General features: G+C 61.6%; 20 protein-coding genes. 8 read left to right on the top strand and 12 right to left on the bottom strand.

Annotated elements, in window-relative coordinates; genetic code table 11:
• Positions 1–134: 134 nt before the first annotated feature.
• The 6 genes from ACQZ5N_RS11995 to ACQZ5N_RS11970 all read right to left on the bottom strand — a co-directional run bounded on the left by ACQZ5N_RS11995 (position 135) and on the right by ACQZ5N_RS11970 (position 8379).
• Positions 135–1184, bottom strand: coding sequence for a carbohydrate ABC transporter permease (locus tag ACQZ5N_RS11995; protein WP_448733005.1), 1050 nt, complete (start codon positions 1182–1184; stop codon positions 135–137).
• A 2-nt stretch (positions 1185–1186) separates the two neighbouring features.
• Positions 1187–2182 carry a carbohydrate ABC transporter permease gene (locus ACQZ5N_RS11990; protein ID WP_448733004.1) on the bottom strand — a complete coding sequence of 332 codons (996 nt, stop codon included), beginning with the start codon at positions 2180–2182 and terminating at the stop codon, positions 1187–1189.
• Position 2183: 1 nt separating this feature from the next.
• The gene (locus ACQZ5N_RS11985; RefSeq protein ID WP_448733003.1) at positions 2184–3287 is read right to left on the bottom strand and encodes an ABC transporter ATP-binding protein; all 1104 of its coding nucleotides are present in this window, start codon (positions 3285–3287) and stop codon (positions 2184–2186) included.
• On the bottom strand, positions 3287–4639 hold the full coding sequence (gene pglB / locus ACQZ5N_RS11980; protein WP_448733002.1) for a polygalacturonase PglB: 1353 nt from the start codon (positions 4637–4639) through the stop codon (positions 3287–3289). The genes ACQZ5N_RS11985 and pglB overlap by 1 nt, the downstream gene beginning before the upstream one ends.
• 5 nt (positions 4640–4644) lie before the next feature.
• Positions 4645–5739 (bottom strand): beta-galactosidase BglB, encoded by a 1095-nt coding sequence (gene bglB / locus ACQZ5N_RS11975; protein WP_004433483.1) that lies wholly within the window; start codon positions 5737–5739, stop codon positions 4645–4647.
• A 78-nt stretch (positions 5740–5817) separates the two neighbouring features.
• Positions 5818–8379: a hypothetical protein gene (locus ACQZ5N_RS11970; protein ID WP_448733001.1), complete on the bottom strand. Its 2562-nt coding sequence runs from the start codon at positions 8377–8379 to the stop codon at positions 5818–5820.
• Between the two features lie 194 nt (positions 8380–8573).
• Here ACQZ5N_RS11970 and ACQZ5N_RS11965 point away from each other — a divergent pair, with 194 nt between their 5' ends.
• Complete coding sequence (locus ACQZ5N_RS11965; protein WP_448733000.1) at positions 8574–9854, top strand: ABC transporter substrate-binding protein; 1281 nt, start codon at positions 8574–8576, stop codon at positions 9852–9854.
• Positions 9855–10107: 253 nt separating this feature from the next.
• The gene (locus ACQZ5N_RS11960; RefSeq protein ID WP_448732999.1) at positions 10108–12087 is read left to right on the top strand and encodes a phosphatase PAP2 family protein; all 1980 of its coding nucleotides are present in this window, start codon (positions 10108–10110) and stop codon (positions 12085–12087) included.
• Positions 12088–12143: 56 nt separating this feature from the next.
• On the opposite strand, the gene ACQZ5N_RS11955 is transcribed toward ACQZ5N_RS11960, so the two are convergent.
• The 5 genes from ACQZ5N_RS11955 to ACQZ5N_RS11935 all read right to left on the bottom strand — a co-directional run bounded on the left by ACQZ5N_RS11955 (position 12144) and on the right by ACQZ5N_RS11935 (position 18812).
• A complete protein-coding gene (locus tag ACQZ5N_RS11955; RefSeq protein WP_448732998.1) occupies positions 12144–13367 on the bottom strand; it encodes an MFS transporter in 1224 nt (407 codons plus the stop codon).
• Entirely contained in the window at positions 13367–15796 is a 2430-nt protein-coding gene (locus ACQZ5N_RS11950) for a TonB-dependent siderophore receptor (RefSeq protein WP_448732997.1), read from the bottom strand. The genes ACQZ5N_RS11955 and ACQZ5N_RS11950 overlap by 1 nt, the downstream gene beginning before the upstream one ends.
• Positions 15797–15906: 110 nt before the next feature.
• Positions 15907–16875 carry a FecR family protein gene (locus ACQZ5N_RS11945; RefSeq protein ID WP_104679928.1) on the bottom strand — a complete coding sequence of 323 codons (969 nt, stop codon included), beginning with the start codon at positions 16873–16875 and terminating at the stop codon, positions 15907–15909.
• A gap of 84 nt (positions 16876–16959) precedes the next feature.
• Complete coding sequence (locus ACQZ5N_RS11940) at positions 16960–17466, bottom strand: RNA polymerase sigma factor (RefSeq protein WP_104679929.1); 507 nt, start codon at positions 17464–17466, stop codon at positions 16960–16962.
• A 197-nt stretch (positions 17467–17663) separates the two neighbouring features.
• Complete coding sequence (locus ACQZ5N_RS11935; RefSeq protein ID WP_448732996.1) at positions 17664–18812, bottom strand: ROK family transcriptional regulator; 1149 nt, start codon at positions 18810–18812, stop codon at positions 17664–17666.
• A gap of 145 nt (positions 18813–18957) precedes the next feature.
• On the opposite strand from ACQZ5N_RS11935, the gene ACQZ5N_RS11930 reads away from it, so the two are divergent.
• The 6 genes from ACQZ5N_RS11930 (at position 18958) to ACQZ5N_RS11905 (ending at position 24754) form a co-directional block, all read left to right on the top strand.
• Positions 18958–20187, top strand: coding sequence for an ABC transporter substrate-binding protein (locus ACQZ5N_RS11930; RefSeq protein WP_448732995.1), 1230 nt, complete (start codon positions 18958–18960; stop codon positions 20185–20187).
• A gap of 84 nt (positions 20188–20271) precedes the next feature.
• Complete coding sequence (locus tag ACQZ5N_RS11925; protein ID WP_448732994.1) at positions 20272–21312, top strand: ABC transporter ATP-binding protein; 1041 nt, start codon at positions 20272–20274, stop codon at positions 21310–21312.
• Positions 21312–22166: an ABC transporter permease gene (locus ACQZ5N_RS11920; RefSeq protein ID WP_448733038.1), complete on the top strand. Its 855-nt coding sequence runs from the start codon at positions 21312–21314 to the stop codon at positions 22164–22166. Before ACQZ5N_RS11925 ends, ACQZ5N_RS11920 begins: the two co-directional genes overlap by 1 nt.
• A complete protein-coding gene (locus ACQZ5N_RS11915) occupies positions 22166–23029 on the top strand; it encodes an ABC transporter permease (RefSeq protein ID WP_135397509.1) in 864 nt (287 codons plus the stop codon). The genes ACQZ5N_RS11920 and ACQZ5N_RS11915 overlap by 1 nt, the downstream gene beginning before the upstream one ends.
• Positions 23030–23075: 46 nt before the next feature.
• On the top strand, positions 23076–23972 hold the full coding sequence (locus ACQZ5N_RS11910) for a glycerophosphodiester phosphodiesterase family protein (protein WP_448732993.1): 897 nt from the start codon (positions 23076–23078) through the stop codon (positions 23970–23972).
• Positions 23969–24754 carry an inositol monophosphatase family protein gene (locus ACQZ5N_RS11905; protein WP_448732992.1) on the top strand — a complete coding sequence of 262 codons (786 nt, stop codon included), beginning with the start codon at positions 23969–23971 and terminating at the stop codon, positions 24752–24754. The genes ACQZ5N_RS11910 and ACQZ5N_RS11905 overlap by 4 nt, the downstream gene beginning before the upstream one ends.
• 63 nt (positions 24755–24817) lie before the next feature.
• On the opposite strand, the gene ACQZ5N_RS11900 is transcribed toward ACQZ5N_RS11905, so the two are convergent.
• Positions 24818–25567, bottom strand: a complete 750-nt coding sequence (locus ACQZ5N_RS11900; protein WP_448732991.1) for an SDR family oxidoreductase — start codon at positions 25565–25567, stop codon at positions 24818–24820.
• Positions 25568–25569 lie beyond the last annotated feature (2 nt).

Here is a 25569-nt window from a genome sequence, read left to right as displayed (position 1 = left end):
CCCTTTCAGCCCAAGGACTTGGGCTGGCTGGATACCGGCTCAAGGCCGGTATGACGGGGTGGAGAGGTCTCGGTACCACATCATCCAATAGTCGATGCGGCTATGCTTCAAAGCGAGCATCCTCAAACCCCACGTCACTTCATCCCCGTGCCGGCAATGCCTGTCGTGATGTAACGCTGCAGGAACAGGAATACGACGGTGACAGGTGCCAGGCTGAGGAAGGTCATGGCGAGGATATAGTGCCATTGCACCGAGAACTCGCCCTGGAAGGCGTTCAGCCCCACCTGCAGCGTGAAGTTTTCACGGCTGCTGAGAACGATCAGCGGCCAGAGGAAGTCGTTCCAGCGCCACAGCACCGAGAAGATGGCGAGCACCGCGAGCGCCGGCGCCGTCAGCGGCAGGATGATGCGCCAGAAGATGCGGAATTCGCTTGCCGCATCGACGCGGGCCGCCTCGATCAGCTCGTCCGGGATGGTCAGCATATATTGCCTGAGCAGGAACACGCCGGTCGGCGTCGCGACCGTGGGGATGATGACGCCCCAGAGATTGTCGACGAGGCCGACGCCGACGATGACCAGATAGGCCGGCACCATGACGACGGTGAGCGGGATCATCAGGGTGGAGATGATCAGCACAAAGATCGCCTTCTCGCCGCGGAAGCGGTATTTGGAGAGCGCAAAGGCTGCCATGGCGTTGACGATCAGCGTCAGGACGGTTGCGACGAAAGTGACGAAGACCGAGTTCTTGAGGAAGGTCAAAAAGCTGAACCGGGTGAGCGGATCGGTGAAGTTCTCCGTCGCGACGGTCAGTTTCTGGACAGGCGTTATTTCCCGCGTATCGACGCTGACGGGTGGGCCGGGATTGGCGGGGTCCACCATCTGGGCTTTCAGGCCGATGCGGCGGACCATGGCCATTTCCCGCTCGATGCCGTCGATGGGGGCTTTCCACAGGCTGAGCGGTTTGTCGTAACCCTGCACCTCCACCTGCACGGCGGCGCGCGGCAGAAGGCTCGGCGGAAACCGGGTGATTTCGGCTTCCGGCTTCAGCGATGACATGGCGGCCCAGACAACAGGGATGAGGACGGCGAGCGTGCCGCCGATGAGCCAGACCCATGACAGGATATCGGTGAGGCCGATCCGGCCGGGGCGGCGGGTGCGTGTGAGGAAGGAGACGGTGTTGGACATGGTCAGGACTCCATCTTTTTGCCGAGGCGCAATTGCACGAGCGTCAGCCCGAGAAGCACAAGGCCCATCAGAACCGATGCGGCGGATGCAAGGCCGAAGAGCCTCAGATCGCTGCCGAAGGCCATCTGGTAGATATATTGCACCACGAATGTATTGGCCGTGCCCGGTCCGCCGCCATTGGTAAGAACCCAAGCTTCATCAAATATTTGCACCGATCTGATCATCAGCAGGATGAGCACGACGAGCAGGTTTGGGCCGAGAAGCGGCAGGGTGATGCGGAAAAGCGTGCGCCGGGGCGATGCGGCGTCGATGGCGGCGGCTTCATAAAGGTCCTTCGGGATGGCCTGAAGGCCGGCGAGCAGGATGAGCGTATAAAAGCCCATATGGAACCAGACCGAGACCACCACCACGAAGAAGCGCGACCAGCCGACATCCAGCAGGAAGATTTCCGGCGGCACGCCCAGCATCTGCAAAAAGGCGTTGAGCAGGCCGTTGCGGTCGAGGAACCATTTCCAGATAAGGCCGATGACGACGGGCGACAGCAGGACGGGGTAAAAGAACATGGCGCGGAAGAAACCGCGCGCGGCAATTGCCCGGTTGAGGATGAGGGCGGTGATAAGCGCGACCAGCAGCGTGGCGATGACGTTGAAGCCCACGAACCACAGCGTGTTCCAGATCGCCGTCCAGAACAGCGATTCCCGGCAGCTTCCGGGGTCCATGTAGCTCTGGCAATCGAGCAGCTTGCCGAAATTCTCCAGCCCGACGAAGGGGCGGTCGCTGATCAGGAGTTCGGTGCCGCCGGTGAAGGCGTAACCGACGGCAATGGCAATCGGCAGGAAGGTGAATATGCCGAAGAGAACGAGGTTCGGCATCAGGAAGATATAGGGCATGCGCCTTTTGCCGATCAGCCGCTCGATGAAGTTGAGCGGCACTTCGGCAATCGCCATCACGGCATCGAGCGCACGGTCGGACAGTCTCGCAAGCGTCGGATTGGCCATGCTAACCCCTCCCTTCGCTGTCGAGGCGCGGCAGCGCCAGTTCCGTTACGGGATCGAAGACATGCACCTTTTCCCGCGCCGGCATGATCTTCAGCACCGAGCCGGAAGCGGGGGCGAAATGACCGGCCTGATGCACGATGATCTGTTCCTTCTCACCCTGGAGATTGCCGTAGAGATAGGTCTCTGTGCCGAGGCTTTCGTGATACTGCACCTCGAAGGGCAATCCTCGATCCGCGATGGTGAAATGCGAGGGGCGAATGCCCGCGAGAACCGCCTGCCCGGGGCTGACGGCTGCCGGATCGACGAGGCAGGGCAGGGACACATCGTAGCCGGCGTCGATGGCGATGCCGCCGTCGCTGCCCTTCGTGATGGTGCCCTTCAGCATGTTCATGCGCGGCGAACCGAGGAAACCGGCGACGAAGAGGTTGCGCGGATTGTCGAAAAGCTCGAGCGGGCTGCCCACCTGCTCGATGCGCCCGGCGCGCAGCACCACGATCTTGTCGGCCATGGTCATGGCTTCCACCTGATCGTGGGTGACATAGATCATCGTCGTTTTGATATCGCGGTGCAGGCGGGTGATTTCGGCGCGTGTCTGCACGCGCAGCGCCGCGTCGAGGTTGGAAAGCGGCTCATCGAACAGGAAGATATCCGGTTCGCGCACGATGGCGCGGCCGATGGCGACGCGCTGGCGCTGGCCGCCGGAAAGCTGTTTCGGCTTGCGGTCGAGATAGGGTTCGATGGCGAGCATGCGCGCCGCCTCGTTGATGCGGCTTTCGATTTCCGCCCGCTTGAAGCGCAGGTTTTCCAGGCCGAAGGCAAGGTTCTTGCGCACGCTCATATGCGGATAAAGCGCGTAGGACTGGAAGACCATGGCGATCTTGCGCTCGGCCGGAGACAGCGCGCTGACATCGCGCCCGCCGATGCCGATGGTGCCGGAGGTGACGTCCTCGAGACCGGCGATGATGCGCAGCAGCGTCGATTTTCCGCAGCCCGAGGGGCCGACGAAGACGACGAATTCGCCGTTCTCGATCTGAAGATCGATGTCATGCAGCACATGAACGGCGCCGAACGCCTTGTTGAGGTTTTCGAGTTTCAGACTTCCCATCACCTGCTCCCTTCGGGCAAGTTCGTCGTCGCGACGATGTCTTGGCTGTTCCAGCCCTTCGGCAAGGGCGTCGTTCTTTTGATGGCGACATCGCGGGCCGCAAATCCTTCTACGCCGGCAAGATAAACCGCCGGCATTCCGCCGGGATAATCCTCCATTCCGACGATCCTGCCCTCAGCATCCTGCGTCCAGGCATTGGCGCGGCCGGCGGCATGGGGGCTTGGCGCAATATCCGCATTGGTTGGGCGCAGATCATATTGCAGGCCGGTGCCGAGCTTGCCCGGCTGCTGCGACAGCGTGATGCGCTCCAGCCGGACATTGTGAATGCCGGCCTTCGATGTGGCGACGAGGTTGATCGCGCCTTCCATGGAGCCGCTCAGATCTTCCACGACCAGATTGTCGACGCTGCCGGCCTGACGCTCGGGGCGGCGGTCGACGACGGTGACGGTGACAGCCTCACCCGAACCCCAGAAGCCGCCCGGCGTTTCGTGGCACTCGGCCTCGATCCGTGAAAAACGGATATTACGCATCGCGCCGCCATCGCGGGAAAACAGGCCGATGCCGCGATTGGACTCGATGATTTTACAATCCTCGAACACGACATTGGTGAAATCGCCGAAGGATTCCGTGCCGAGCTTCAGCGCGCAACTCATGCTGGAAACGGTGCAGCGGCGAACGGTGATATCGGCGCAGGCTCCAACGGCCTTGCCATCCGGCCCGGCGCTGGTCTTCAGGCAGATGCCGTCATCGGCGGTCGAGATGAAGCAATCCTCGATCAGGGCGCGCCGGCAGGCATCGAGCACAATGCCATCGGTATTCGGCAGGCGGCGGTCGTTTTCGATGCGGAGATTGCGGAAATGAAGGTCTTCGCAATCGACCATATGCAGCGTCCACATCGGCGAGCCACTGACGGACAGGTTTTCAAGGCGAACGTTGCGGCAGCTTTCCAGCACCATCACGCGTGGGCGCTTTTTCGCCGGGACATAGGTGCCCATGGCCTTGTCGTCGCCGACGATGAAGTTTTCACCGCCAGCCTCGATGCGGCCGGGGCCGGTGACGGCGATATTGCTTGCGCCGCTCGCGATGATCATGCCGCGATCGGAGTCTTCGGCAATCACCGAAACCCGGGTGAGGGCATAGGCGTCGTAATCGGAAACGGGGGCAAGCACCGCATCTTCGGCAAGATGCAGTTCCACGCCGCTTTTGAGATGGAGGCCGGCGCTGACATGACGCCCGGCCGAGAGAGACACGCGCCCGCCGCCTGCGGCTGACACGGTGTCGATAGCCTGCTGGATGGCTGCCGTGGCATCAAGGCCACCCGCCGCGACTGTGATGTCCTGACTGATGTTCATGATGCTCACGATGCCTTTGGCCTTTTCAGAAAAACGTCGATCAAAAGCAGCATCGTCAGCGCCTGCCCGTAGGGCGTGGGCAGATTGGGAATGCGGCGGTAGAAGTCGAGATCGTGGCCCATCGGCGTGCCGTCGGAAACGCCGTGGACGACGCCTTCATCGTCGATATTGCCAAGCACAGCCTTCAGCGCGCGTTCCGCATGCGGGCGATTTTCTTCGCCGAGAATGCCGGCCTCGATGCCGCGCAGAATGCCATAGGCTATGCCGGCCGTGGCTGACGTTTCCACCGGCGAGGTCGGATCATCGAGAAGCGTGTGGAACATGCCGTCCTCGCGCTGATACTGCCTGAGCGACCGCACCTGGCTTGCCAGCACATTGGCGAGGAAACGCCTGTCCTTTTCGCCAAGCGTCGGCACCAGTTCGAAAAGCTCGGGAATGGCGACGGTGATCCAGGAATTGCCGCGCGCCCAGAAGGCGTCAGCGAAATTATGGCGTCCGTTGAAGGTCCAGCCGTGATACCAGAGCCCGGTGACGGGGTCTGAGAGATAACGCGTATGGATCATGAACTGGTAGACCGCCTCGTCGATCCAGTCCTGACGTTTGCAGACAACGCCGGCGCGGGCGAGGAACAGACATGCCATGAACAGCGTGTCGTCCCAGAGCTCGCCCTCATTCAGCCGCTCCTTGACGACATGCTGGAAGCCGCCATCTTCGGTTTTCGGCAATTGATGCACCAGCCAGTCGGCCCAGTCTTCCACCAGCGCCCGGAAATCCGGCCTATCGACATGTTCGGTGAGGATGACAAGCGGCAGCATCGGGGCGGAACTGTTGATCTGGCGCGGCGGCAGGCCACGCTCGATCTGCCAGCCATACCATGTCACGAGGTCATCCAATGCCTTCCGGTCGTTGGCGGCCAGCGCCCGGCGCAGGAAACCGTAAAGGCCCACACCCACTTCCCAGTCCCATTCATCGAACTGGATCTTGCCATCGGAACTGCCGCTGACCAGACCTTCCTGAATGCCCTTGAGGCGGCTGAACGCGGCGGCGACATTGTCGATCGTCGTCCTGAGAGTGTCTTTTTCCATGCTTGGCTGGTTCATCTGTCAAATTCCGCTAGGAGCATTTCCAGTAAAAGCGGGGATCGCTTTTACGTCCGGATAATGCGTTAAAACAAAGAGCTAGAGCGTTTTCGCGTTTCGCAGAAAAGCGGAAAGGCTCTGGGAGTAGAATGGTTGTGCCGTGCCGCCCGATGCGGGGTCGGCGCTGTCGAAGGTGATTTCCGGCTGGGGCTGATCGTGGTCGAAGGCCATGGCCTGCCCGCCAATGGTGAATGCGCCGTCCCAGGTCAGGGTAAGCTCAGCTCCGCCCGGCGGCGTGACCGAGAGCAGCCGGCTTTCGGCATCGAAGGTGATCTGCGTGGCGAGGATTTTTTCCCGAAAACGGGCAAACTCCGCGACATCCCCGCAGCCGACGATGCCGACCCAGCCGGCACGGCGGCCGGGCGATCTGATCTCGCGACTGGCGGTGGCGCCGGCGGCGATGGGCTGAAGCCCGTTGGTCGCATAAAGCGCGGCAAAGCCGCGGCCCGAGCGGGTGATGAGCCAGTTGCCCTCCACCAGCACCTCGTCCAGCCCGTCGCGGCCGAGATAGGCATGGGTCCAGTCGTTGCGGTGATCGTGCGTATCGAAGATCATCATCGCCAGATCGCGATGTTGCGCCACGCGTGGCAGGATGCCGCTGCCTGCCCAGTAGGAGGGGCGCTGGCTGCCCCACGGATCGTCTTCGCCCGGATGGTTGACCCAGAGCCGCGCCATCGGGTGGCCGGCAAGCTTGATGTCCATGACGTGCTGCTGGTGGCCCTTGCGGCCGGTCTTGTGGTCGACAACGGTGGAAAGCTGGGCGGCCTCGTTCTTGAAGAGCACGAGCTTGCCGGGCTCCAGCCCCTGCGCATACCGCGCCTCGACCATGCGGCCACTTGTCAACTGTGAAAGGGCGGCGAGATGCGCCGGCGGCAGGTAATCGCCGCAGCAGAACATCGGCAGCGAGGCGACACCGTTGTTCAGCCAGCCCTGACCGAAGGCGACCTGCGCAAAGGGCGCCAGTTCCGTCAGCGGCCCGGCGCGCAACTCCTTGTCATAGGCTCTTCCCTGGGAGCCGGAGGGGACGCCGCCGAGCGTGTGCAGCGCGATCATTTCGAAGATGAGATCGATCTGATAGCGCGCGCGTGCTGCAAGCTCCGGTCCCGCCCAATGTTCGATAGCGAGAAGGCCGATGAAATCCACCGGATAATAGGCAGCGGAGTTCCACTCGGCCAGCCCGTGCGCCTCGACGCTGTCGAACCAGCGCTCCAGCCGGTCGGCGGCCAACGCCGCCTGTTCTCTGCCGGTGCGGCCGGAGGCGGTGAAGAGGGCATCCGGCAGATACTCGCCGGCTAATAACTGGCTGGTGTGGAAGCAGAGAACATGGTTCTCGCTCCAGAACCACATGACGTCATTGCCCGGTTCGTCCACCCAGTAACGATAGCCGAGGATCGAGGCATCGATCCGCGCCCGCATCTCTGCCGGCAGGCGGTCGCCATAGGCGCGCACCAGCCACAGAAGCGGGATCAAGACGAAATCGGAGCAGTCTTCCCGCCGATCGATGGAATGCAGCGTCGCATCGACGATGCCGCCGATCGTTTCGATGTCATCGCTGCCGGTGGCGACCATCGCCAGCGCGCGGCCGATGCGCCAGGCGCCGAAGCGGGCGCTGAAGGACAGGGCGGCCTTTTTTCGCCCGTTGATATCGGCATTGTGTGCTTCCGGTGCGATATCATGCATGAAAGCGGCGTCGATGACGCGGGTTACCGTTCCCGCTCCCGAACCCATGGTGATTTTGACACCGTGATATCCGTCCGAAATGCCTGTCGTTCCGGGGATCGTCAGCGAGGATTGCCCGGCCTTCAGCACGGTATCCACTTCCGCAAGCGAAGCGCGCTCGTGGCCATGGCTTTTGACCGCGATGTGCACCGGCAGGTCGTTCGCAGGCGCCGCCCCGAAGACCAGTTCGAGGGCCGTGCCGGAAAACACGTCCCGCACTGGACGAACATCGCGCACCAGCGCGGCGAGACGCTTCGTCTCCTCCCGGTCGAGCGGTACGGGCAGCACGACGGTCAGCGGCGTAGGATCGATTACCTCAAGCTCGAAGAACCAGATGATGTCGCGTTCCGCCAGATCCTCGCAGAGCAGCAGCACCTCGTTATCGCCGGCCGCGAGATCGAGCGTGATGTCACGGCTGCTTTCGACATTACGGATGAAAGGTTCGAAACGGACCTGTTCGACGCCGCCCACCCAGATGCGGACGCCGCCGCAGGTGCGCAGCCGAAAATGCGCCTGTCTCGCAACCTCGCTGCGGAAGGTGCCCTTCAGCCAGCGCTGCACATGGGTGGGAACATGCCAGAAACCGGTGAATTCGACACGGCGGTTGGAGCCCGGCAGGTTGAGGTGCGATACCGTAAAGCCAGCATCGGGTGCGATATCGCGGCCGATCATGGTCTGCTGGAAGGCCTTGCGGCAGGGCAGGTCGCCCACATCCACGAAACCGTTGATGAAGCGATAGTTCACGCGATCTTCGGCGGGGGCTGCGGTGCCGGGAAACGACATCTCCACCAGATCGGAGACGATCCAGGCAGTCACCGTTTCGCCGTTTGCGACGGTATATGTCGGCTGCGACGCGTTCGCCGCAAATGGTCCATCCGTCATAATGGATCGCCTCCCATCGATCTTTATGAAATTATTTTCACAAACCGATTTTCGCTTTTCTGCGTCGATTTGTGCGATTTATGTAAAACAAACAGCTTGACGTTTATTCTGTCAAGTCGCAAAACATTATAAATCGAATTAAGCAGAGGAGCTTTCGTTCGATTTATGAAAATGTTTTCATTGGGAGGATGAGCATGATGAGATTGTTTTCGGGCGTCAGCGCCCTCGTGGTGGCCTCTGTCGCAGGTCTTGCGACGGCCCAGGCCGAGACCCGCACGATTACTTTCCTTTTTACGGATGACGACCAGGGTTATGTGCAACGCATGTCGGAACTCAGCAAGGAGTTCGAGACGGCCAATCCGGGTGTGAAGATCAATTTCGTGTCTTCGGGTTATGACGCGGTTTCCAAGCAGCTGCCGGTGCAGCTGGCGGTGGGCGAAGGTCCTGATATCGCCAAGATCACCGACTGGCAGCTTGCGCCCTATTATCTCGACATGCGCCCCTATATGAAGGATGCGGAAGCCTTCGCGAAGCTGCACGGTTCCAGCCTCAACCAGCTTCGCCTGCCGAATGTCAACGATCCTCAGTCGATCAACGGTTACATGGCGTCGCAGACGCTGAACCTGCCCTTCGTCAACAAGACGCTGTTCGAGCAGGCGGGGGAACCCTTGCCCGGCCCAACCGCGAAATTCAGCGAGATCGTCGAGGCTTCCGCCCGTGTCGCCAAGGCGACGGGCGTGCAGATTCCCTTCACCATGGACCGTTCCGGCCACCGCTTCTCCGGCGGCGCCTTTGCTTATGGCGCGACCTATGTGAAGGACGGCAAGTTCAGCTTCCCGGACGACGCGGCGAAAAAATATATCGCCGATATCTATTCATGGACGCAGAATGGCAGCTTCCCCAAGGAAATGTGGGGTGCGGCCGGCGGTTCGCAGTACAAGAACATGGGTGACGAGTTCGTCAACGGCAATGTCGTGACCTATCTGGCCGGCAACTGGATGGTCAATCCGTTCCAGAACAAGATCGGCGACAGTTTCGAATGGACGGCGATCAATGCGCCCTGCGGCGAGGCCGGATGCTACGCCATGCCCGGCGGCACCGCCATTGTCGGCTTCAAGCGCACAAAATATCCGGAAGATGTGGCTCACTTCATCGAATTCCTCGGCTCCGAAAAGGTGCAGCGGGAAATCGCCGAGAACTACGTCATCCTGACTGGCGCAGAGATCGTCGATCCGCAATACAAGCTGAAGAGCGAAGACGCCAAGGCGGCGATGAAGGTGTTCCTCGACAACAAGAAGAACGTGCCGCAGGCCGCCCGAGAGTTCGAACGCGCCAAGGGCGGCAGCGCCATGTATCAGCAGATCGTGCAGCGCATGAGCCAGCTCATCGTCGGTGAGTTGACGCTCGACCAGACCTACAAGGTTCTGGAAGATGACGTCGCCAAGATCAACGAGGCTGTCGCGGTCAAGAAATAACGGCCCGACCGTCCGCCTCCGGCGGAATGATGAACCTCTCGAACGATATGTCCGGAGCGGTGCTCCGGGCATATCGCGCCGTTTCTTTCCGAAGGCGGCGCATTTTCGCTGGAGGAACTGCCGCAGGGAGCCGTTCCCGGCAACCCATCGAAAAACTGAAATGTGCTCCGTTTAAACCTGACGATGAGGCGCGCGGAACGCCGCGCCGCCTGTTTTCGTCACGCGTCACTCGCTGAAAATCATAGGATTCGTCATGGCCAGACTGAAGATGTCATCTTTTCTCTCCGCACGCTCGAGCCTGTTCGCCTCCGTCGCATTGCTGGTTCTGGTTCCGGGCGCGCAGGCGTTCGATCGCACCGGGCCGGCAGGGCAGGGTTATGCCATTACGGTGCCGGAACCGGCGGCAACATATCCGCTGCCGCTTGCCGACAATTATCGCAACCAGACCGGCAAGAATGAGAAGGGCGAGGCGGTTCGCGCCTATGACGACAGGGACAACCCGATCATCGAAATCCTCTCCGGTTTCAACCGTATCTGGAGGCTTGGCGATGAAAAATGGGCGGATGGCGGCGCCAATGGCGATGGCCCGGCGGATTTCAGCCATGTGAAGATTGTCGATCCCGCTGTCTGGCAGGAAAACATGCGTTACGTGCTGTCCGTCACCGGAAAGAACCGCACCCGCGCTGCCGCTTTCGAAGCCTATATGAACGACCGGCGTTCGCAGGGTTACAGCGTCATCGACGGCATGGGGCCGCTTGCCGCCTGGTATCGCGAAGGAGCGGGCGCAACGACGACGATCAATCATACGCTGGCTGATTTCGACCCGAACGAGGTCATCACCCGCAAGGAAGACGACAAGGGCACCGAGGCGGGTGCAGTCGATAGCGAGTTGAAGGATTTCGTCGCCTTCATGAAGGTGATCCGCGGCCCGGAGGGCACGACGTCGCCGGCGAAATATTTCTATTCCTCACCACGGCCCTGGCGCATGAACGACAAAGGCGAGGTGATCGAGACCGGCAAGGAAACGATTGGCGACCGCAGCTTCGAAAGCCACGACAGCGATCCGGGCGTCATCGTGCCGGCGCTGAAATATGCGCGGGAAAATCGCGGGCGCGGCAAGGATGGCGGTTTTCCGAGCGGGCACACCAATGCCGCCTATCTGGCCGCCATTGCCTATGCCTATGCGGTGCCGGAGCGCTTTTCCGAATTGCTGACGGCGGCTTCCGAACTCGGCGAGAGCCGCATCGTCGCCGGCATGCATTCACCACTCGATGTGATCGGCGGCCGCATCACCGCAACCGCCATGGCCGCCGCCATGTTGCAGGACCCCAAAAATGCCGAGGTGAAGAAGGCCGCGCATGCGGCCTTGCAGGCCTATTTCGCCAAACGTCTGCCGCAGGGCCAGTCGCTCATCGATTTCGCCCATGGCGCAAAGCCGGATGTCGACCAATTTGCCTATGCGGCGAAGAACGGGGCGGATTATCGCAGGCGCATGACCTATTCCTTCAGCCGCGACAAGGCCGCAGGCGATGCGCCGATGGTCGTGCCGAAGGGGGCGGAGATCCTGCTGGAGACACGTCTGCCCTATCTCGATGCCGCCCAGCGCCGCGCCGTGCTGTTTTCCACCGGCATCGAGGCCGGTTATCCGCTGCTGGATGACAGCAATGGCTGGGGCCGCATCAATCTGGTCGCTGCGGCCAGCGGTTACGGCGCGTTTGACGGCGATGTCGAGGTGACGATGGACGCTGCCGCCGGCGGGTTCAATGCGGCGGACAGATGGACGAACGATATTGCTGGGGCAGGGCGCCTCGTCAAATCCGGCAGCGGAGCGCTGACGCTTGGCGGCCATAACAGCTATGGCGGCGGCACGATCGTTAAGGACGGAACGCTGGTGGCGTCGTCCCCCGATGCGCTTGGAACCGGCGGCGTGCTGGTCAGCGGCGGCACGCTCTCGCTCGGCGGAGAGACGGATCTTGTCATCGGCGGCGACTATGCGCAGTCGGGCGGCACGCTGGCGGTCGATCCGAAAAAGGCTGCGCTTCGGATCAAGGGCAATGCGGTGCTGGACGGCGCGACGCTGAAGCTCGCTTTCGATGGCGCGCCAGCCGCCGGCACGCGGCTCGACGTGATCTCCGCCAACGGTCTGACCGGAACCTTTACCTCGATAGATGCGGGCAATGTCAAGCTGCGGCCGGTCTATACCGGCTCGGCACTGTCGGTGGTGGTCGAATAGGCCGATGCAACAGGCCTGCCGGGCGCGGTTTAAGCCGCCGCGCCCGGGGCTTCGGTTCAGGAATTCTGCCGTCGCATCAGCAGGAAGATGACCGGTGCGGCGAGCACCGAAACGATGGCGGCAATGATGAAGGAGGCCTGATAGCCGAATTTTTCGGCGATCGCGCCTGCGCCCAACCCGCCGATCATGCCGACAACGCCATCCATGCACTGGAACAAGGTGAAATCGACCCCGGCCTGCCTGGGGTCGGACCAGCCCATGAAGCAGGCGTAAAGCGCGACGAAACCGATGGACATGATGCCCGACGAGCTTGCCACCGCAACCGCCATCACGACCCATTGCGAAATATCGCGATGAACGCTGAAATAGGCGAAGAGGCACAACAGCGCCGTCTGCACGAAAATGGCGATGAGCAGGATTCGTGACGCCCCGTAGAGGCGTACCAGCGTTCCGCCGAGCAGCGCGCCGGCGAAACCGACGATCATGCTGCCCACGCCATTCAGCGCGCCGATGGTGGCGAGATCGAAACCGTAATCGACCAGAAACGGGCCGAGCATTGCCAGACCCCATTTCTGCGCGGCGACATAAACGGCCGCGATCAGAAGGCCGGTGCGGACTTCCCGTCGCTTGAGCGCGTTTTTGATCGATGGCAGGTGATCCCGTGTTTGCGTGGCCGTTCTTGCCGCCGGGCCGAACAGGAAGGGAAGTGCGAGCAGGATGACCAGCCCGGCCATGACCAGCGTGGCGCTCGTCCAGCCGGCGCGCTCCACCAGCACCAGAAACAGGCCGGCGCCGATGGCGGAGCCGAGATAGGAGCCGCCCACCTGTGCGGCGTTGCCCCAGCCATGATGCTCTTCCGCCAGCGTTTCGACCGCATAGCCGTCGCAGGCAATGTCGACGGTCGCCGTCACCAGCGCGATTACCGACAGGATGGCGATTGCGACGGAAACCGGCGACGGGCCGGTAAAGGCAAGAACCGCGAGGCCGCAGGCGCAGGCGACGATGCCCGTGCCGACGATCACCCGCGACCGGTTCCTGCCGACGGGCGGCAGCCGGTAGCGCTCCACATGCGGCGACCAGAGGAATTTCAGCGCCCAGGGGAGAACGACGAGATAAAGCAGGCCGATCTGGTCCAGCGGCAGCCCGGCGGTTCTGAGCACCGCCGGCAGGCCGAGAAAGGTCAGCCCGCCAATCACGCTCTGGCCGACATAAAGCCCGCCGACCGCCACGAAGACGGCGGCCGGCGACGGCTTGGTTGTGGCAGGGTTCTGCTGCAGCATCAGAAGCGATACCGGATGCTGCCGACGACCTTGCGGCCTTCGTCATAATAGCAGAAGCCCGTGGTGCAGACCTGTTTCACCTCGTCGAGAAGGTTGGTGGCATTGATCTGCAGTTTCACGCCTTCCAGCGAGGGCAGGGCCTTGCCGAGATCGTAGCGCAGCGAGGCATCGACGAAGGTGCGGGCCTCATTGTCGAGAATGGGCGTGTGCTGGTTGTCGCCGAAGCTCGATCCGACATAACGCAGCCCCGCGCCGATGCCGAGGCCTTCGAGCGCGCCGCTCTGGAACTCGTAATCGGCCCACAGCGAGAAGGTGTGATAGGGCGAGGAATTGAGCTGCTTGCCCACCGTTTCCGACGTCAGTTTGGTGATTTCAACGTCGTTATAGGAATAGGAGCCGATGAGGCTCCAGCCATTGTCGAGCGAGGCCGTGGCTTCGAGTTCCACGCCGCGCGAGCGCAGGTCGAGCTGGCGCAGCAGGTTGATGCCGGATGAAGTCTCGTAGACCGTCGCATTGTCCTGATCGAGATTGAAGAAGGCGGCGCTCAGCAGGGCGTTATATTGCGGCAGGGCATATTTCACGCCGAGTTCATATTGTTTGCCGACCGTCGGCTGCGCCTGGCCCGTTACCGTTCCCGTGGTGATGATGACGCCCGGATTGGCGACGAAGGAGGTGCCGTAGCTGACATAGGGCATCACGCCGCTGTCAAAGACATAACCGAGGCTGGCGCGGCCGGTCGTCTTGGTTTCATCGCTGTCATAGGTTGGAGCCGTTGCGTCTCCGACGGTCTGGGCCTGATATTCGGTGTCCAGCCAGTCGTGGCGGATGCCGGCCGTCAGGCGCCAGCGGTCGATTTCGACCTGATCCTGCGCATAGATGCCGAGCGTGTTCATCCGCTGGGTCAATATCAGCGATACATCCGGCGTATAGGTATAGGTGTCGGTGAACAGGCCCGGCCCGCTGCCCTGTTTCGAGGTGTAGGACATGTGGCTGAAGTCGATACCGGTCAGCAGCGTATGTTTCGCCGGGCCGGTGTCGAATTCGGTCTTCAGGTAATTGTCGGCGGAGACGCCTTCATTGTCCTCGATGGTGATGCCGGGATAGTTGGCGAAGACCCATTGCTGGTCGGCCGAAAGCCCCGAATAACGCGCCTTGCTGTAGAAGGTGACGTTATCGTTGATTTCATGCTCGAACTCATAGCCGATACGCCATTGTTTCTGCTCGAAATCATTAAAACGGGAATCGCCGCCATAAACCGGCGTCGCGCCGATCGACTTGCCGTCGCTGCCGTAATTGTTGATGTATCCCCAGGTGCCGCCGGTGGTGCTGTCCATATATTCGCCGAGCAGCGTCAACTTGGTGCCGGCATCCGGCTGGAAGGTGAAGGCCGGCGCGATGAACAGCCGGTCGTCCTTGATGGCGCTGATTTCGTTGCGGCCGTCGCGGGCCACCCCGGTCAGGCGGTAAAGCATGGTCTTCTCGTCATCGACGGCACCGGAAAGATCGAAAGCGCCCTGCACGCGGCCGAAGGAGCCATATTGCAGCTCCACCTCGCGCAGCGTCTCTTCGGTCGGGCGTTTCGAAATGATATCGACAATGCCGCCGGAGCTGCTGGCGCCATAGATGGAGGCGGCCGGGCCGCGCAGGATGGAAACCGCTTCCACGCCATAGGGCTCGAGCCGGGCGCTGCCGTTCTGGCTGCTGACCTGCCGCAAGCCGTCGCGGAAGATGCCGGTGGTGCTGAGATCGGTGCCGCGCACCTTGAAGGCGTCGAAACGCGGCTCCGCGCCATATTGGCCGATGCGCGCGCCGGGCGTGTAGTTCAGCGCTTCCGAGAGGTTCTGCGGCTTCAGGTCGTCGAGCTGCTTGCGGCTGACGGTGGTGATCGACTGGGCGGTTTCGGCAACCGGCGTATCGGTCTTGGTGGCGGTGCGGCCGGATTTGCCGACATAGCCATTGCTTTCGATGATGCCTCTGGCGCCTTCAAGGCCGGTGCCCTGCACGGTAATCGGCGCAAGCAGGGTGCTGCCGGCGGCAGCCGAACCGCCGCTTTCGCCGGTCTGGCTGGCGGGATCGAAAATGCGGACGGTGTTGCCGCCGGCCAATGCGTAGTTCAGTCCCGATCCGGCCAGAAGCCCGCTGACGGCCGCCGATACGCTGAGCGTGCCCTTGACGCCGGCCGTGCTGCGGCCCCTGGTGATCGCGGAGGGGTAGACCATGCGCAGATTGGCCTGACGGCCGAAGCTGAGAATGGCGTTTTCCAGCGGCCCTGCGGGAATGGAGACGGTGACGGTGGCGGGTGCGCCGCTTGCGGCGGGCGGTGTCTGCGCGCTGGCGGTCGTGGCGCCCGGACCCGCCGCGACGATACCCCCGATGATCGCCGTCGTCGTCAGCCAGAACCAGCCGCGTGCCTGCTTGCCCAAATTCATGTCATTCCCTCTCACTCGTGATCTCATGCAGCCCGATTAAACGGGTCCTGATTGCCTAGAGTGAAAAGGCGGGCCGACTCCTGACGTCGGATTCGCGAAAAAAAGTTATTTTATCGCGAGCGGACGAGAACCAGCATTCCGGAAAGCCGCGATACCGAAACGGGAAGGCTCTCTTCGAGAATGGTGAGCGCCTGATCCGTGTCCTTGAGGTCGAAGATGCCGGAGACGTGCTGCCTCGCCGCCGCCTCATCGAGGATGACAATGCGGCCCCGGCGATATTGCGAGAGAATATCGAGAACCTCGCGCAGCGGCTGGCCGGAAAAGACGAGCTTGCCTTCGCGCCAGGCCATGCTGTTGGCGACATCCTTGCGGGCGCGCACCAGCCTGCCGTCGCCGCCAAGGGTCACGGCCTCTCCGGGCGTGAGCACAGCGATCTCGACGCCTGCGGTCACCTCCACCCGGCCTTCCTCCACCTGCACCTCCTGCGGCAGCGCGCCATTGCCGGTGCGCACCGAATAATGGGTTCCGAGCGCCTTTGCCGTCAGCGCTCCATCCTCGACGATGAAGGGCCGCTCTGGGTTTTTGGCGACATCGAAATAGGCCTCGCCGCGAAGAAGGGTGATGCGCCGTTCCTTTTGCGAATAATGAACTGCAATCGCGGTATCGGTGTTCAGGCTGATGCGGCTCCCGTCTTCCAGCGAAAGCATGCGTGTTTCGCCGATTTCGGTGTAATAATCCGCCTGCCAGCGGTCCTTCAATCCGCTTTTCTCCGCAAACAGCGCCGCAAGCCCGATGAGGCAGAGACCGGCAACGCCCGCCAGCATTGCCCGGCGAGGTCCGCGCCGTTTTCGCTGTTCAACCGGTGCAAGCTCGATATCGCCAAGCTCGCCCCATAGGCTCTGCATGTCCTCATAGGCGCTGGCATGGGCGGCATCGGCCCGCAGCCAGACATGAAACGCCTCGCGCTCCGCTTCCGTCGCGTCTGCCGATTGCATGCGCGCCACCCACAACGCGGCCTCTTCGGCCAGAGCCTCATCGGTCAAGCCGTTATCCTTCAGACCGTCCGGGCGCTTGTTCATGTCCTGATCTGCCGTTTGTTGCGTGCTGAGATGTGGTCCTTTTCCCTTATAGAGTGAAAAAGGATGCGAACACCTGATGCCGGTCTACATTTTTATTTGCGCGCGGACCTGACGGCAGTGCAGCAGCGCCTTGATGATGTGTTTTTCCACCATGTTGCGGGAAATGCCGAGACGGGCGGCGATTTCGCCATTGGAATGGCCATGCAGGCGGCTGAGCACGAAGACCTGCTGGCAACGCTTGGGCAGTGCCTCGATGGCCCGCGCCATCAAAATAAGGTGCTGCCGCCCGACGACGATCCGCTCCTGCCCCGGCTCTTCGCAGGCAACGGCAAAACCCGCTTCGTAAGGTGCGAATAACGGCCGCTCGCGCGACTGGCGAATGGCGGTCAGGCGGGCGACGGACCGGGCGATCTGGAAAAGATAGGCCTGTGGATTGTCGATCAGCGTCGCATGAGAAACCTCCAGCGCCCGCAGCAGGGTTTCCTGCATGGCGTCGGCAGCGTCTTCCCGGTTCTGCAGGCGCCGGCGGAAAAACCGCATCAGGCGGCTTTCCTCCTCGGCATCGAGAACCTGTAACAGGGCTTTGCTCATCAATCGACCCGGTGGCGTATTGGCCTGGCGCATGAAGCAGCCGGATACGCTGCGTCATGTCGCGATAAACATGATATTTCTAATCATATTTATCGCCTTCGGATGCAAGCTGCCAACCAGTAAAAAACCGGGGGCGAAATCAGGCTCACGTTTCCGTGATGATTGTTGCGGGATTACATCAGGCCGTTTGGGCTGAGTTACAGGAAATAACGCACCCTGAGCGGCAGCAGCGCAGCACCGATGGCGGATGGATCGCCCTTTGTTTCGCTGAGAACCAGCTTCGCCTCATTTGGCCCGACACCATAACGATGTTGGCGCTCTGAGGGCATGCGCGTACGTTCGATCATCATTTGGCCCAGCGTGCGCGGCAATTGCCCGCCGAAGACGATGGCTTGCGGATCAAGAACCGAGATCAGGCTCGCCACCAGACGGTCCACCTGTGGCATCGTCTCGGTGAGCCACTCCTCGACGCCCGGCCATGCGGGGTCGAAGCGCTGGTAAAGCGCCTCGATCGAATGGATGTCGACGCCGTTTTTTTGCAGCGCGGCGATCAGATATTGCAGCGCCGGACGTTTGGACGCTTCGTCCGGGCTGTATATGCCGCTGAATTCGCCGGCATTGCCGTGAAAACCGTGAAATGGCTGACCGCCCAGGATCAGTCCGCCGCCGAAACCGTAGTTGAACGACAAGTACGCAAAGGTCTGGCACCAGGAGCCCACGCCGCGAAGACTTTCACCGATCGCGCCGGTGGTGGCGTTGTTCTCCAGCCAGACCGGCAGGCGGAACCGTTTCTCAAGGATCGGCTTCAGGTCCATCAGCGACCAGTCGCGCAGGGGCTCTGGCGCATTGAAGGCGCGGTCCTCAGACACGAAAAAGCCGGACATGGAAAAACCGAGGCCAAGCAGGCGCTCGCGCGGGATGCCGTGTTCCGAGAGCAGCCGTTCGAGGGCCTGCGACAAGGCCGCAAGCGTCTCCTCCCGGTCCTCCGGAAGCATCTTCAGTTTTTCCTCGACAATCACGTCGCAGCGGAAATCGGCGATGCAGATCACCACGGAATCTGTGTTGATGGAAATGCCGAGCGAATAGGCTGCTTCCGGCACCAGTTCGATGGTGGGGCTGGGCTGGCCGCGCGTGCCCTTGAGCGGCGCGCCGGTTTGCAGAAGCCCGCGCTCCTGAAGGCCTTCGATCAGCCGGTGCACGGATTGCTGGGTCAGGTTGGTGTGGCCGGTGATCGATGCGCGGGCGATGGGGCCGTGGCGGCGCACGATATCCAGAATGAGACGCTCGTTTTCGCTGGCAAGCGGCTGGCGGTCAAAGGTCCGGTGCGGCGTCTGATCTGTTGTCATGGCCTTGGATAACGGCTGCGCGGAGCGGCGGCAACATGGGGCACTGGTTTGCGACAGCATTTTTCACTGGACTGTCACAAATATTACACTTAGAGTGTATTAATAAGGGGCCGGTCAACAACGGGTCCCCAGGAGGAACCATTCAATGCGCATGAAATTTCTTGCGATCGCCGCGCTTGCGCTGGCGACGACGGCAGCGCCGTGCCTTTCGGCAGACAGCAACATGAAAAACCTCGACTTCGATCTTTCGAAGGTCACGCGCGACAATTTCTACGACATCGTCGTTCCCGCCGCCAAAGCCGAGGGCACGGTGACGATGTATAATTTCGCCGGCAGTTTCGCCGATACGTGGAAAGAACTGATCACCCGTTTTGAAGCCAAATACGGCATCAAGGTCGCCTATAGCGACGTTAAGGGCGATCAAGCGAACCAACAGCTGATCGCGGTACAGGCGGCAGGTCAGGATTCGCCGGTAGACGCCTATTTCGCGGGCGGTGGCAGCTATCCGCTGCTGTCCGCCAAGGGCGTTGTCGGTAACATTGCGCTGACGAAAATTCTGCCGAACATGGCCAACTACAATCCGGAACTGGCCGAGACCGTCTTCGGCAAGCCGCATGGCGGCAGCTTCCCGCTGGTGCATCTCAACCAGACGGCTATCGGTTATGACTCTGCCTTCGTGAAGGCCGAGGATGTGCCGAAGAGCTTCGAGGACCTGCTGGTCTGGGCGGAAAAGAACCCCAAGCGGCTTGGTGTCACCCTGCCGGCCAAGGGCGGCTCGGGCGGCGGCTTCATCTATTCGGTCGCGCTCAACTATCTCACCGGCGACTGCCGTGCAAAGCTCACCGACTATAGCCAGACGCTGCAGCAGGCCGAAGAGTGGGCCATGGAGTCCGAGTGCCTCACGCCTGTCTGGGATTATTACCGCCGTCTTCTGGCCGTCGCTGAACTGACCAATGGCAATGCCGATACGCTCAACCTCATCAACAACCAGCAGCTTCACATGGGCACCGTCTGGGAAGATCAGGTCATGAGCTTCCTCGGCACCAAGCAATTGCCCGACAGTTTCCGCATCACGCTTCTGGAAAAAGGCCAGGTCGGCTCTGGCGACGCCATGTTCGTGCCGGCCAACGCCAAGAATGTCGCCTCCGCACTGCTTCTGATCGATATGGCGATGAGCAAGGAATTCCAGCTCTGGAAGCTGGAAAACAAGGCTTCCCGTTCTCCGCGCACGGATGTCACCAATGATCTGATGCCGACGGCGGTGCAGGAGCATGTCCTGCCGCAGAGCGTCTATCCGCGCCTGTCGCTGCCGGCTTTCTGGGACATGTCGACAGCGCTTGCCGAAGCGCTCGATGAAAAAGTCCTCAACCAGTAACGCCATCAGGGATTGCCGGATCGTGTGCCGCAAGTGGCTGCACGGTCTGGAACCCTTGGTCAAAAAATATGAGGGAGGCTCGTCATGAGTGAACTCGAGATCAGCAATATCAGCAAGGATTATGGGGCGAGCCGGGCGCTTCATCCCGTATCTATCACGGTGGAGCGGGGCGAATTCGTCACCATTCTTGGGCCCTCGGGTTGCGGCAAGTCCACGCTTTTGCGCATCCTCACCGGCATCAGCCAGGCGTCCGGCGGCGAGATCCGGCTGGGTGGCAAGCGCATCGATCAGGTGCCGCCGGAAGCGCGCGATATCGCCATGGTTTTCCAGTCCTACGCGCTTTTCCCGCATATGTCTGTCGCCAAAAATCTCGGCTTCGGCCTGAAGATGAAGAAGGTCGCGAAGGACGAGCGGGTGCGGCGCATCGCCCATGCGCTTGATATCTGCAATCTCACCGGGCTGGTGGATCGCATGCCCCGGCAATTGTCCGGCGGCCAGCAGCAGCGTGTGGCGCTGGCGCGGGCCATTGTCATGCAGCCAAGCCTGCTTCTGTTCGACGAGCCGCTTTCCAATCTCGATGCCAAACTTCGCGACACACTGCGCCATGAGCTGACCGAGCTTCACCGCCGCATCGGCGCCACCAGCCTTTATGTGACGCATGATCAGGCCGAAGCCATGGCGATGTCGGACCGGATCGTCGTCATGAATGCCGGCCGGGTGGTCGAGATCGGCACGCCGCTCGAGCTTTATCGTGCGCCGAAACACGCATTTACCGCCGGCTTTCTCGGCCAGACCAATCTTCTGCCGGTCTCCGCTGAGGGCCAGCAGGCGCAATTGCCCTGGGGCCAGTCCGTGACACTTGACCGGGTTGCCGCCGGCAATGTCCAGATTTCCGTTCGTCCGGAAAACATCCACATCCGCGCCGATCAGGCCGGTGAGGGCACGGTTTCCGCCGTTTCCTTCATGGGCGCCAATGCGCTCTATACAGTAGAGATCGGCGGCCGCCAGATAAGGGTCAGCCAGTCCGGCGCGGAAACCCTGATCGACGCCGGGCAAAGGGTGGCCCTGCAGTTTCCCGGTTCGGTCCATCTTCTCGATGACAGGATGGCGGGGGAGGCGGCATGATGGCCGGACTCCTTCGAAACAGGCGCTCCCAGCTTCTATTCCTGCTTTTGCCGGGTGTTGGGTATCTTCTGGTCTTCTTCGGCGGGCCGCTGCTGTCGGCGCTGATCGGCAGTTTCAGGCAGGAGGATGGCAGCTTCACGCTGATGTTCTACCAGCGGATTTTCACCCGCGCGTCGATGATCCGGGGGCTCACGACCTCCATCTATTATGGTGTCATGCCTGTCATCGTCTCGCTTGCGGCCTCTGTGCCGCTGGCGCTTCTGATCCGCAAGAGCTTTCTCGGACGAAAACTGTTCAGCGGCCTTTACAAGCTGCCGATGGCGGTGCCGGGCATCATCGTCGGCTTGATGGTGATCGTGGTTTTCGAAAGGGGTGGGTTCCTCGACCGGTTGGTCGCGCCGCTGGGGCTGGAACTGCCCAAGCTCGTGCGTGATGACTGGGGCATCGGCGTCATTCTCGCCAGCGTCTGGAAACAGATACCTTTCATGACGCTGATCATCACCAGCGCCTTTGCAGCCATTCCCGAGGATATACGTTATGCTTCCCGCACGCTTGGCGCTTCGCGGCTGAAGACATTTTTCTTCGTGGAAGTACCGCTCGCCATGCCAGGCATCACGGCCGCCATTCTTCTCACCTTCATCGGTTCCATGGGCTCTTACGCCATTCCGGATATCGTCGGCCCGCCGACGGCCCGGCCGCTTTCGGTGCTGATGGTCAAGGAATTCAATCAGGGTCGGTTTAATCAGGTCTATGCCATGGGCATGGTTCTGAGCCTCTTCGCGGTCTCCGTGCTTATTCTTTATTATTCCCTCACATCCCGCATCGGCCCCGGGCAAAACCGAGGAGACGCATGATGAGTGTTATCACCATCGACCCCGCCATCACTCCCCGCCGCCGCGCCTTCACGCCCGAGGACCGGATTTTTGTCTCGATCGGGCTGTATGGCGCGCTGACGCTCGCCATCGCCGTGCCGCTGGCGCTGATGTTTCTCTGGAGCATTGCCGACGGCTGGTCGCCGCCGCTTGTCGTGCCGAAGGATTATACCACGGCGCGCTGGGCAAGCATCATGAGCGACGGCAGCCTCATCCGCGCCGCCGTCAACAGCATCGTCATCGCCATCGTCGTCACCTTCCTGACGGCAGTCATCGCTCTTCCGACCGCCTGGGCGATGGCGCGGTTTCCCTTCCGGCTGAAGCGGCTGGTGGAAATCTTCATTCTGGCGCCGATCATTATTCCAGGGCTGGTCGTCGCCGTCGGCATCGGGCAGGTGTTCCTGCTTTTCGGCCTCGCCTATTCGGTAACGGGGGTCATCCTCGTGCAGATCGTCGGTACCCTGCCGCTGATGATCCGGCTGATGACGGCGGCGCTGGAGACCATTCCAGACGACCTCATCCATGCCGCCCGTTCGCTCGGCGCAGGAACAGTCGGCATCGTCCTCCACATCATATTGCCGCTGGCGGTGCCTGGGCTTCTGGCCGGCGCGTTGATGTCCTTCATCGGCAGCTTTGAGGAGTTCGATAAGTCCTTCATCGTGGGCGCGCCCGTCGTCGAGACGCTGCCGATCAAGCTTTACATGTATCTCGATCCCTATTCGATGCAGCTGCCGCTCGCCTCCATCGTCTCCTTCATCCTGCTTCTTCCCGCACTCATCGTCTTCATCATCGCCGGCCGCATCCTGCGCGACGACCTGATGGCGGCGGGCATGGGGAAAATCTGATCCGGGCGCTCAAACCCGGTAATTGCAACGTCCGAAAGTGAAAACCATGCACCAGACCCTTGCCACCTCCCGAAAGACTTCCAATTCCTGCAATGTGCTTGCGCTCTGCACGCGCGACAATCCGGCCATCCTGACCGTCGCCCATCGCGGCTTCTGGACGGCCACCGCCGAAAACTCGCTCGCCTCCGTCCGCGCCGCGGTTGCGGGCGGTGTCGAGATGATTGAGATCGATACGCAGGCGACGGCTGACGGCCGGCTGGTCGTCATTCACGATGAAACGCTCGACCGCACCACGACTGGCAAAGGGACGGTGAGCGAATTGCCGTTCGAGCTGGTTCGCGCAGCCAGGCTGAAGTCTGGCACGGGCGGTGATGCGGCTGATGTGACCGACGAGTGCGTGCCGACGCTGGAAGAATTGCTGGAAGAGGCGCGCGGCAGGATCACCGTCAATATCGACACCAAATTCACCCGCGATCTGCCGCAGGTCATGGAAACCGTGCTGCGGCTTGGCGTCGAGGATCAGGTGCTGGTGAAGACCGATATCGATCCGGAAGCCGGCCATTTCGAAGTGCTGGATGCCGACTGGTTCGGCAAGATCCCGCATATGCCGATGTTTCCGGTGAGGAAGGGCAGGTTCGCCGAGGATCTGCGCCGCATCGAGGCCTTGAAGGCGCCGATGATCGAGGTGAAATTCACCGATATTGCCGATCTGGCCGAGGGCCGTGCCGAGATGGAGCGCCAGAATATCCGCCTCTGGATAAACTCGCTCGACGTATCCCATTGCCTTGATTTCAACGATACGCGTGCGCTTTCAAATCCCGAAGCCGTCTGGGGTGCTCTCGCCGAGGCCGGTGTCGGGGCGATACAGACCGATGAAGTCGAAGCCTTCACCGGCTGGCTGAAGGCGGGCGCTGGCGAAACCGGCAGGGCGTGGAAACGATGAGCGGGCGTCTCGACCGCGCCGTCGCAATTATCGAAGAAGCGATGGGCCTTGCCCTTCGCTTTTTCGAGGCGCGCGACGCCATCGCTACCCGGACGAAGGGTTTTCAGGATTTCGTCTCAGAAGCCGATGTCACGGTCGAAAGGTTCATCCGTGACCGTCTGGCGGAAGCCTTTCCCGGTGAGACAGTACTGGGCGAAGAAATGGGCGGTGTGGCCGATGACGCCTACTGGATCATCGATCCCATCGACGGCACCGCCAATTTCCTGCGCGGTTCGCCGCTCTGGGGCATCTCGCTCGGCTTCGTGCGGAGCGGCCGACCGGAACTCGGCGTCGTCGCCATGCCGGTCTTTGGTGATATCTACGCGGCGGCGGATGGAACCGGGCTGATGCTGAACGGCAAGCCGCTTGACCGCCATGTACCCTTCGAGGCTGTGCAGGTCATGTCGCTCGGCGACAGCGCCGCCGCCGATGCGGAAGAAGTGGCGGCTCTGAATGTCGGGCTCAGGCATGCGGGCTGGGTGGTGGAATCCATCCGCTCCACATCGATCGGCCTTGCCTTCGCTGCACGCGGCGTTTTCGACGGCCATCTGCAGAAGCTGACGACGATGTGGGACATTGCCGGCGGGGTTGTTCTGGCAAGGGAGGCCGGTCTGGACGTTCGCCTCGGAACCCGGCCCGGCAGCGGCATTCCGTGGGTTGCCGCGGCAACGCCGGCGCTGATGGCGGTGACGGAAGGGCTCTGGCCGGAAATCAGGCAGAAACTGCCGGCAGAACCCGCGTGAATCTTCTGAAAAGCAGAGGCCGGGTGCTCTTTAGACACTCGGCACCCTGCTGCTTTCTGAATCTCAGTGTTTGCGGGCGAGGGCAACGGCGTCCGCGCCCGCGGGAAAGTGGAGCTGCCCCGAGGTGTCATGCACCGCGCCCCAGACCGCTTCGGCAACGTCGGATTCATGGGTCGTCAATGCCGGTGCTGCAAAAGCCTCGAGAACCGGCCTTGCGAAGGCCGCGTAATCATCGGGAAGCAGCTGCTCGAGGGGCAGAATGGCGTTGTTCGTGAAACCGGTTGTCGGGGCATAACCTGGCTCCACCAGCTTCACGCCGATGTTGAAATGAGCCAGTTCATGCGCGAGGGAACCGGTAAAACCCTCGATTGCCTGCTTGCTGGCGGTGTAAGCGGCGGCAAGCGGGAAGGAAGCAAGCGTGACAGTGGATGTGACGTTGACGATGGTGCCGGACTGGCGCTTTCTCATCTGCGGAATGACAGCCTGCGTCATGGCCATCACGCCAAAGCTGTTGGTGTCGAAGATCGTGCGGATTGCCGACATCGGCGTTGCCTCAAAGACGCCGACCATGCCGATGCCGGCATTGTTCACCAGAACGTCAATCGGGCCGGCGGCATCGATCGACGCTGCAATGCTCTTCTCGTCCGTCACATCCAGCGGCAGCACGCGCAATCGGCCGGTATCGCCGGTGAAGCGGGCAGCACTCGGGCGCCGCATGGTCGCGACGACGTTCCAGCCGCGTGCGAGGAACAGTTCGGCAATTGCTTTGCCATAACCTGACGATGTGCCGGTAATGAGGACGGTGTTGGTCATCT

This window comes from Agrobacterium sp. 22-221-1, assembly GCF_053522445.1.
This window is presented reverse-complemented; position numbering and strand designations above follow the sequence as displayed.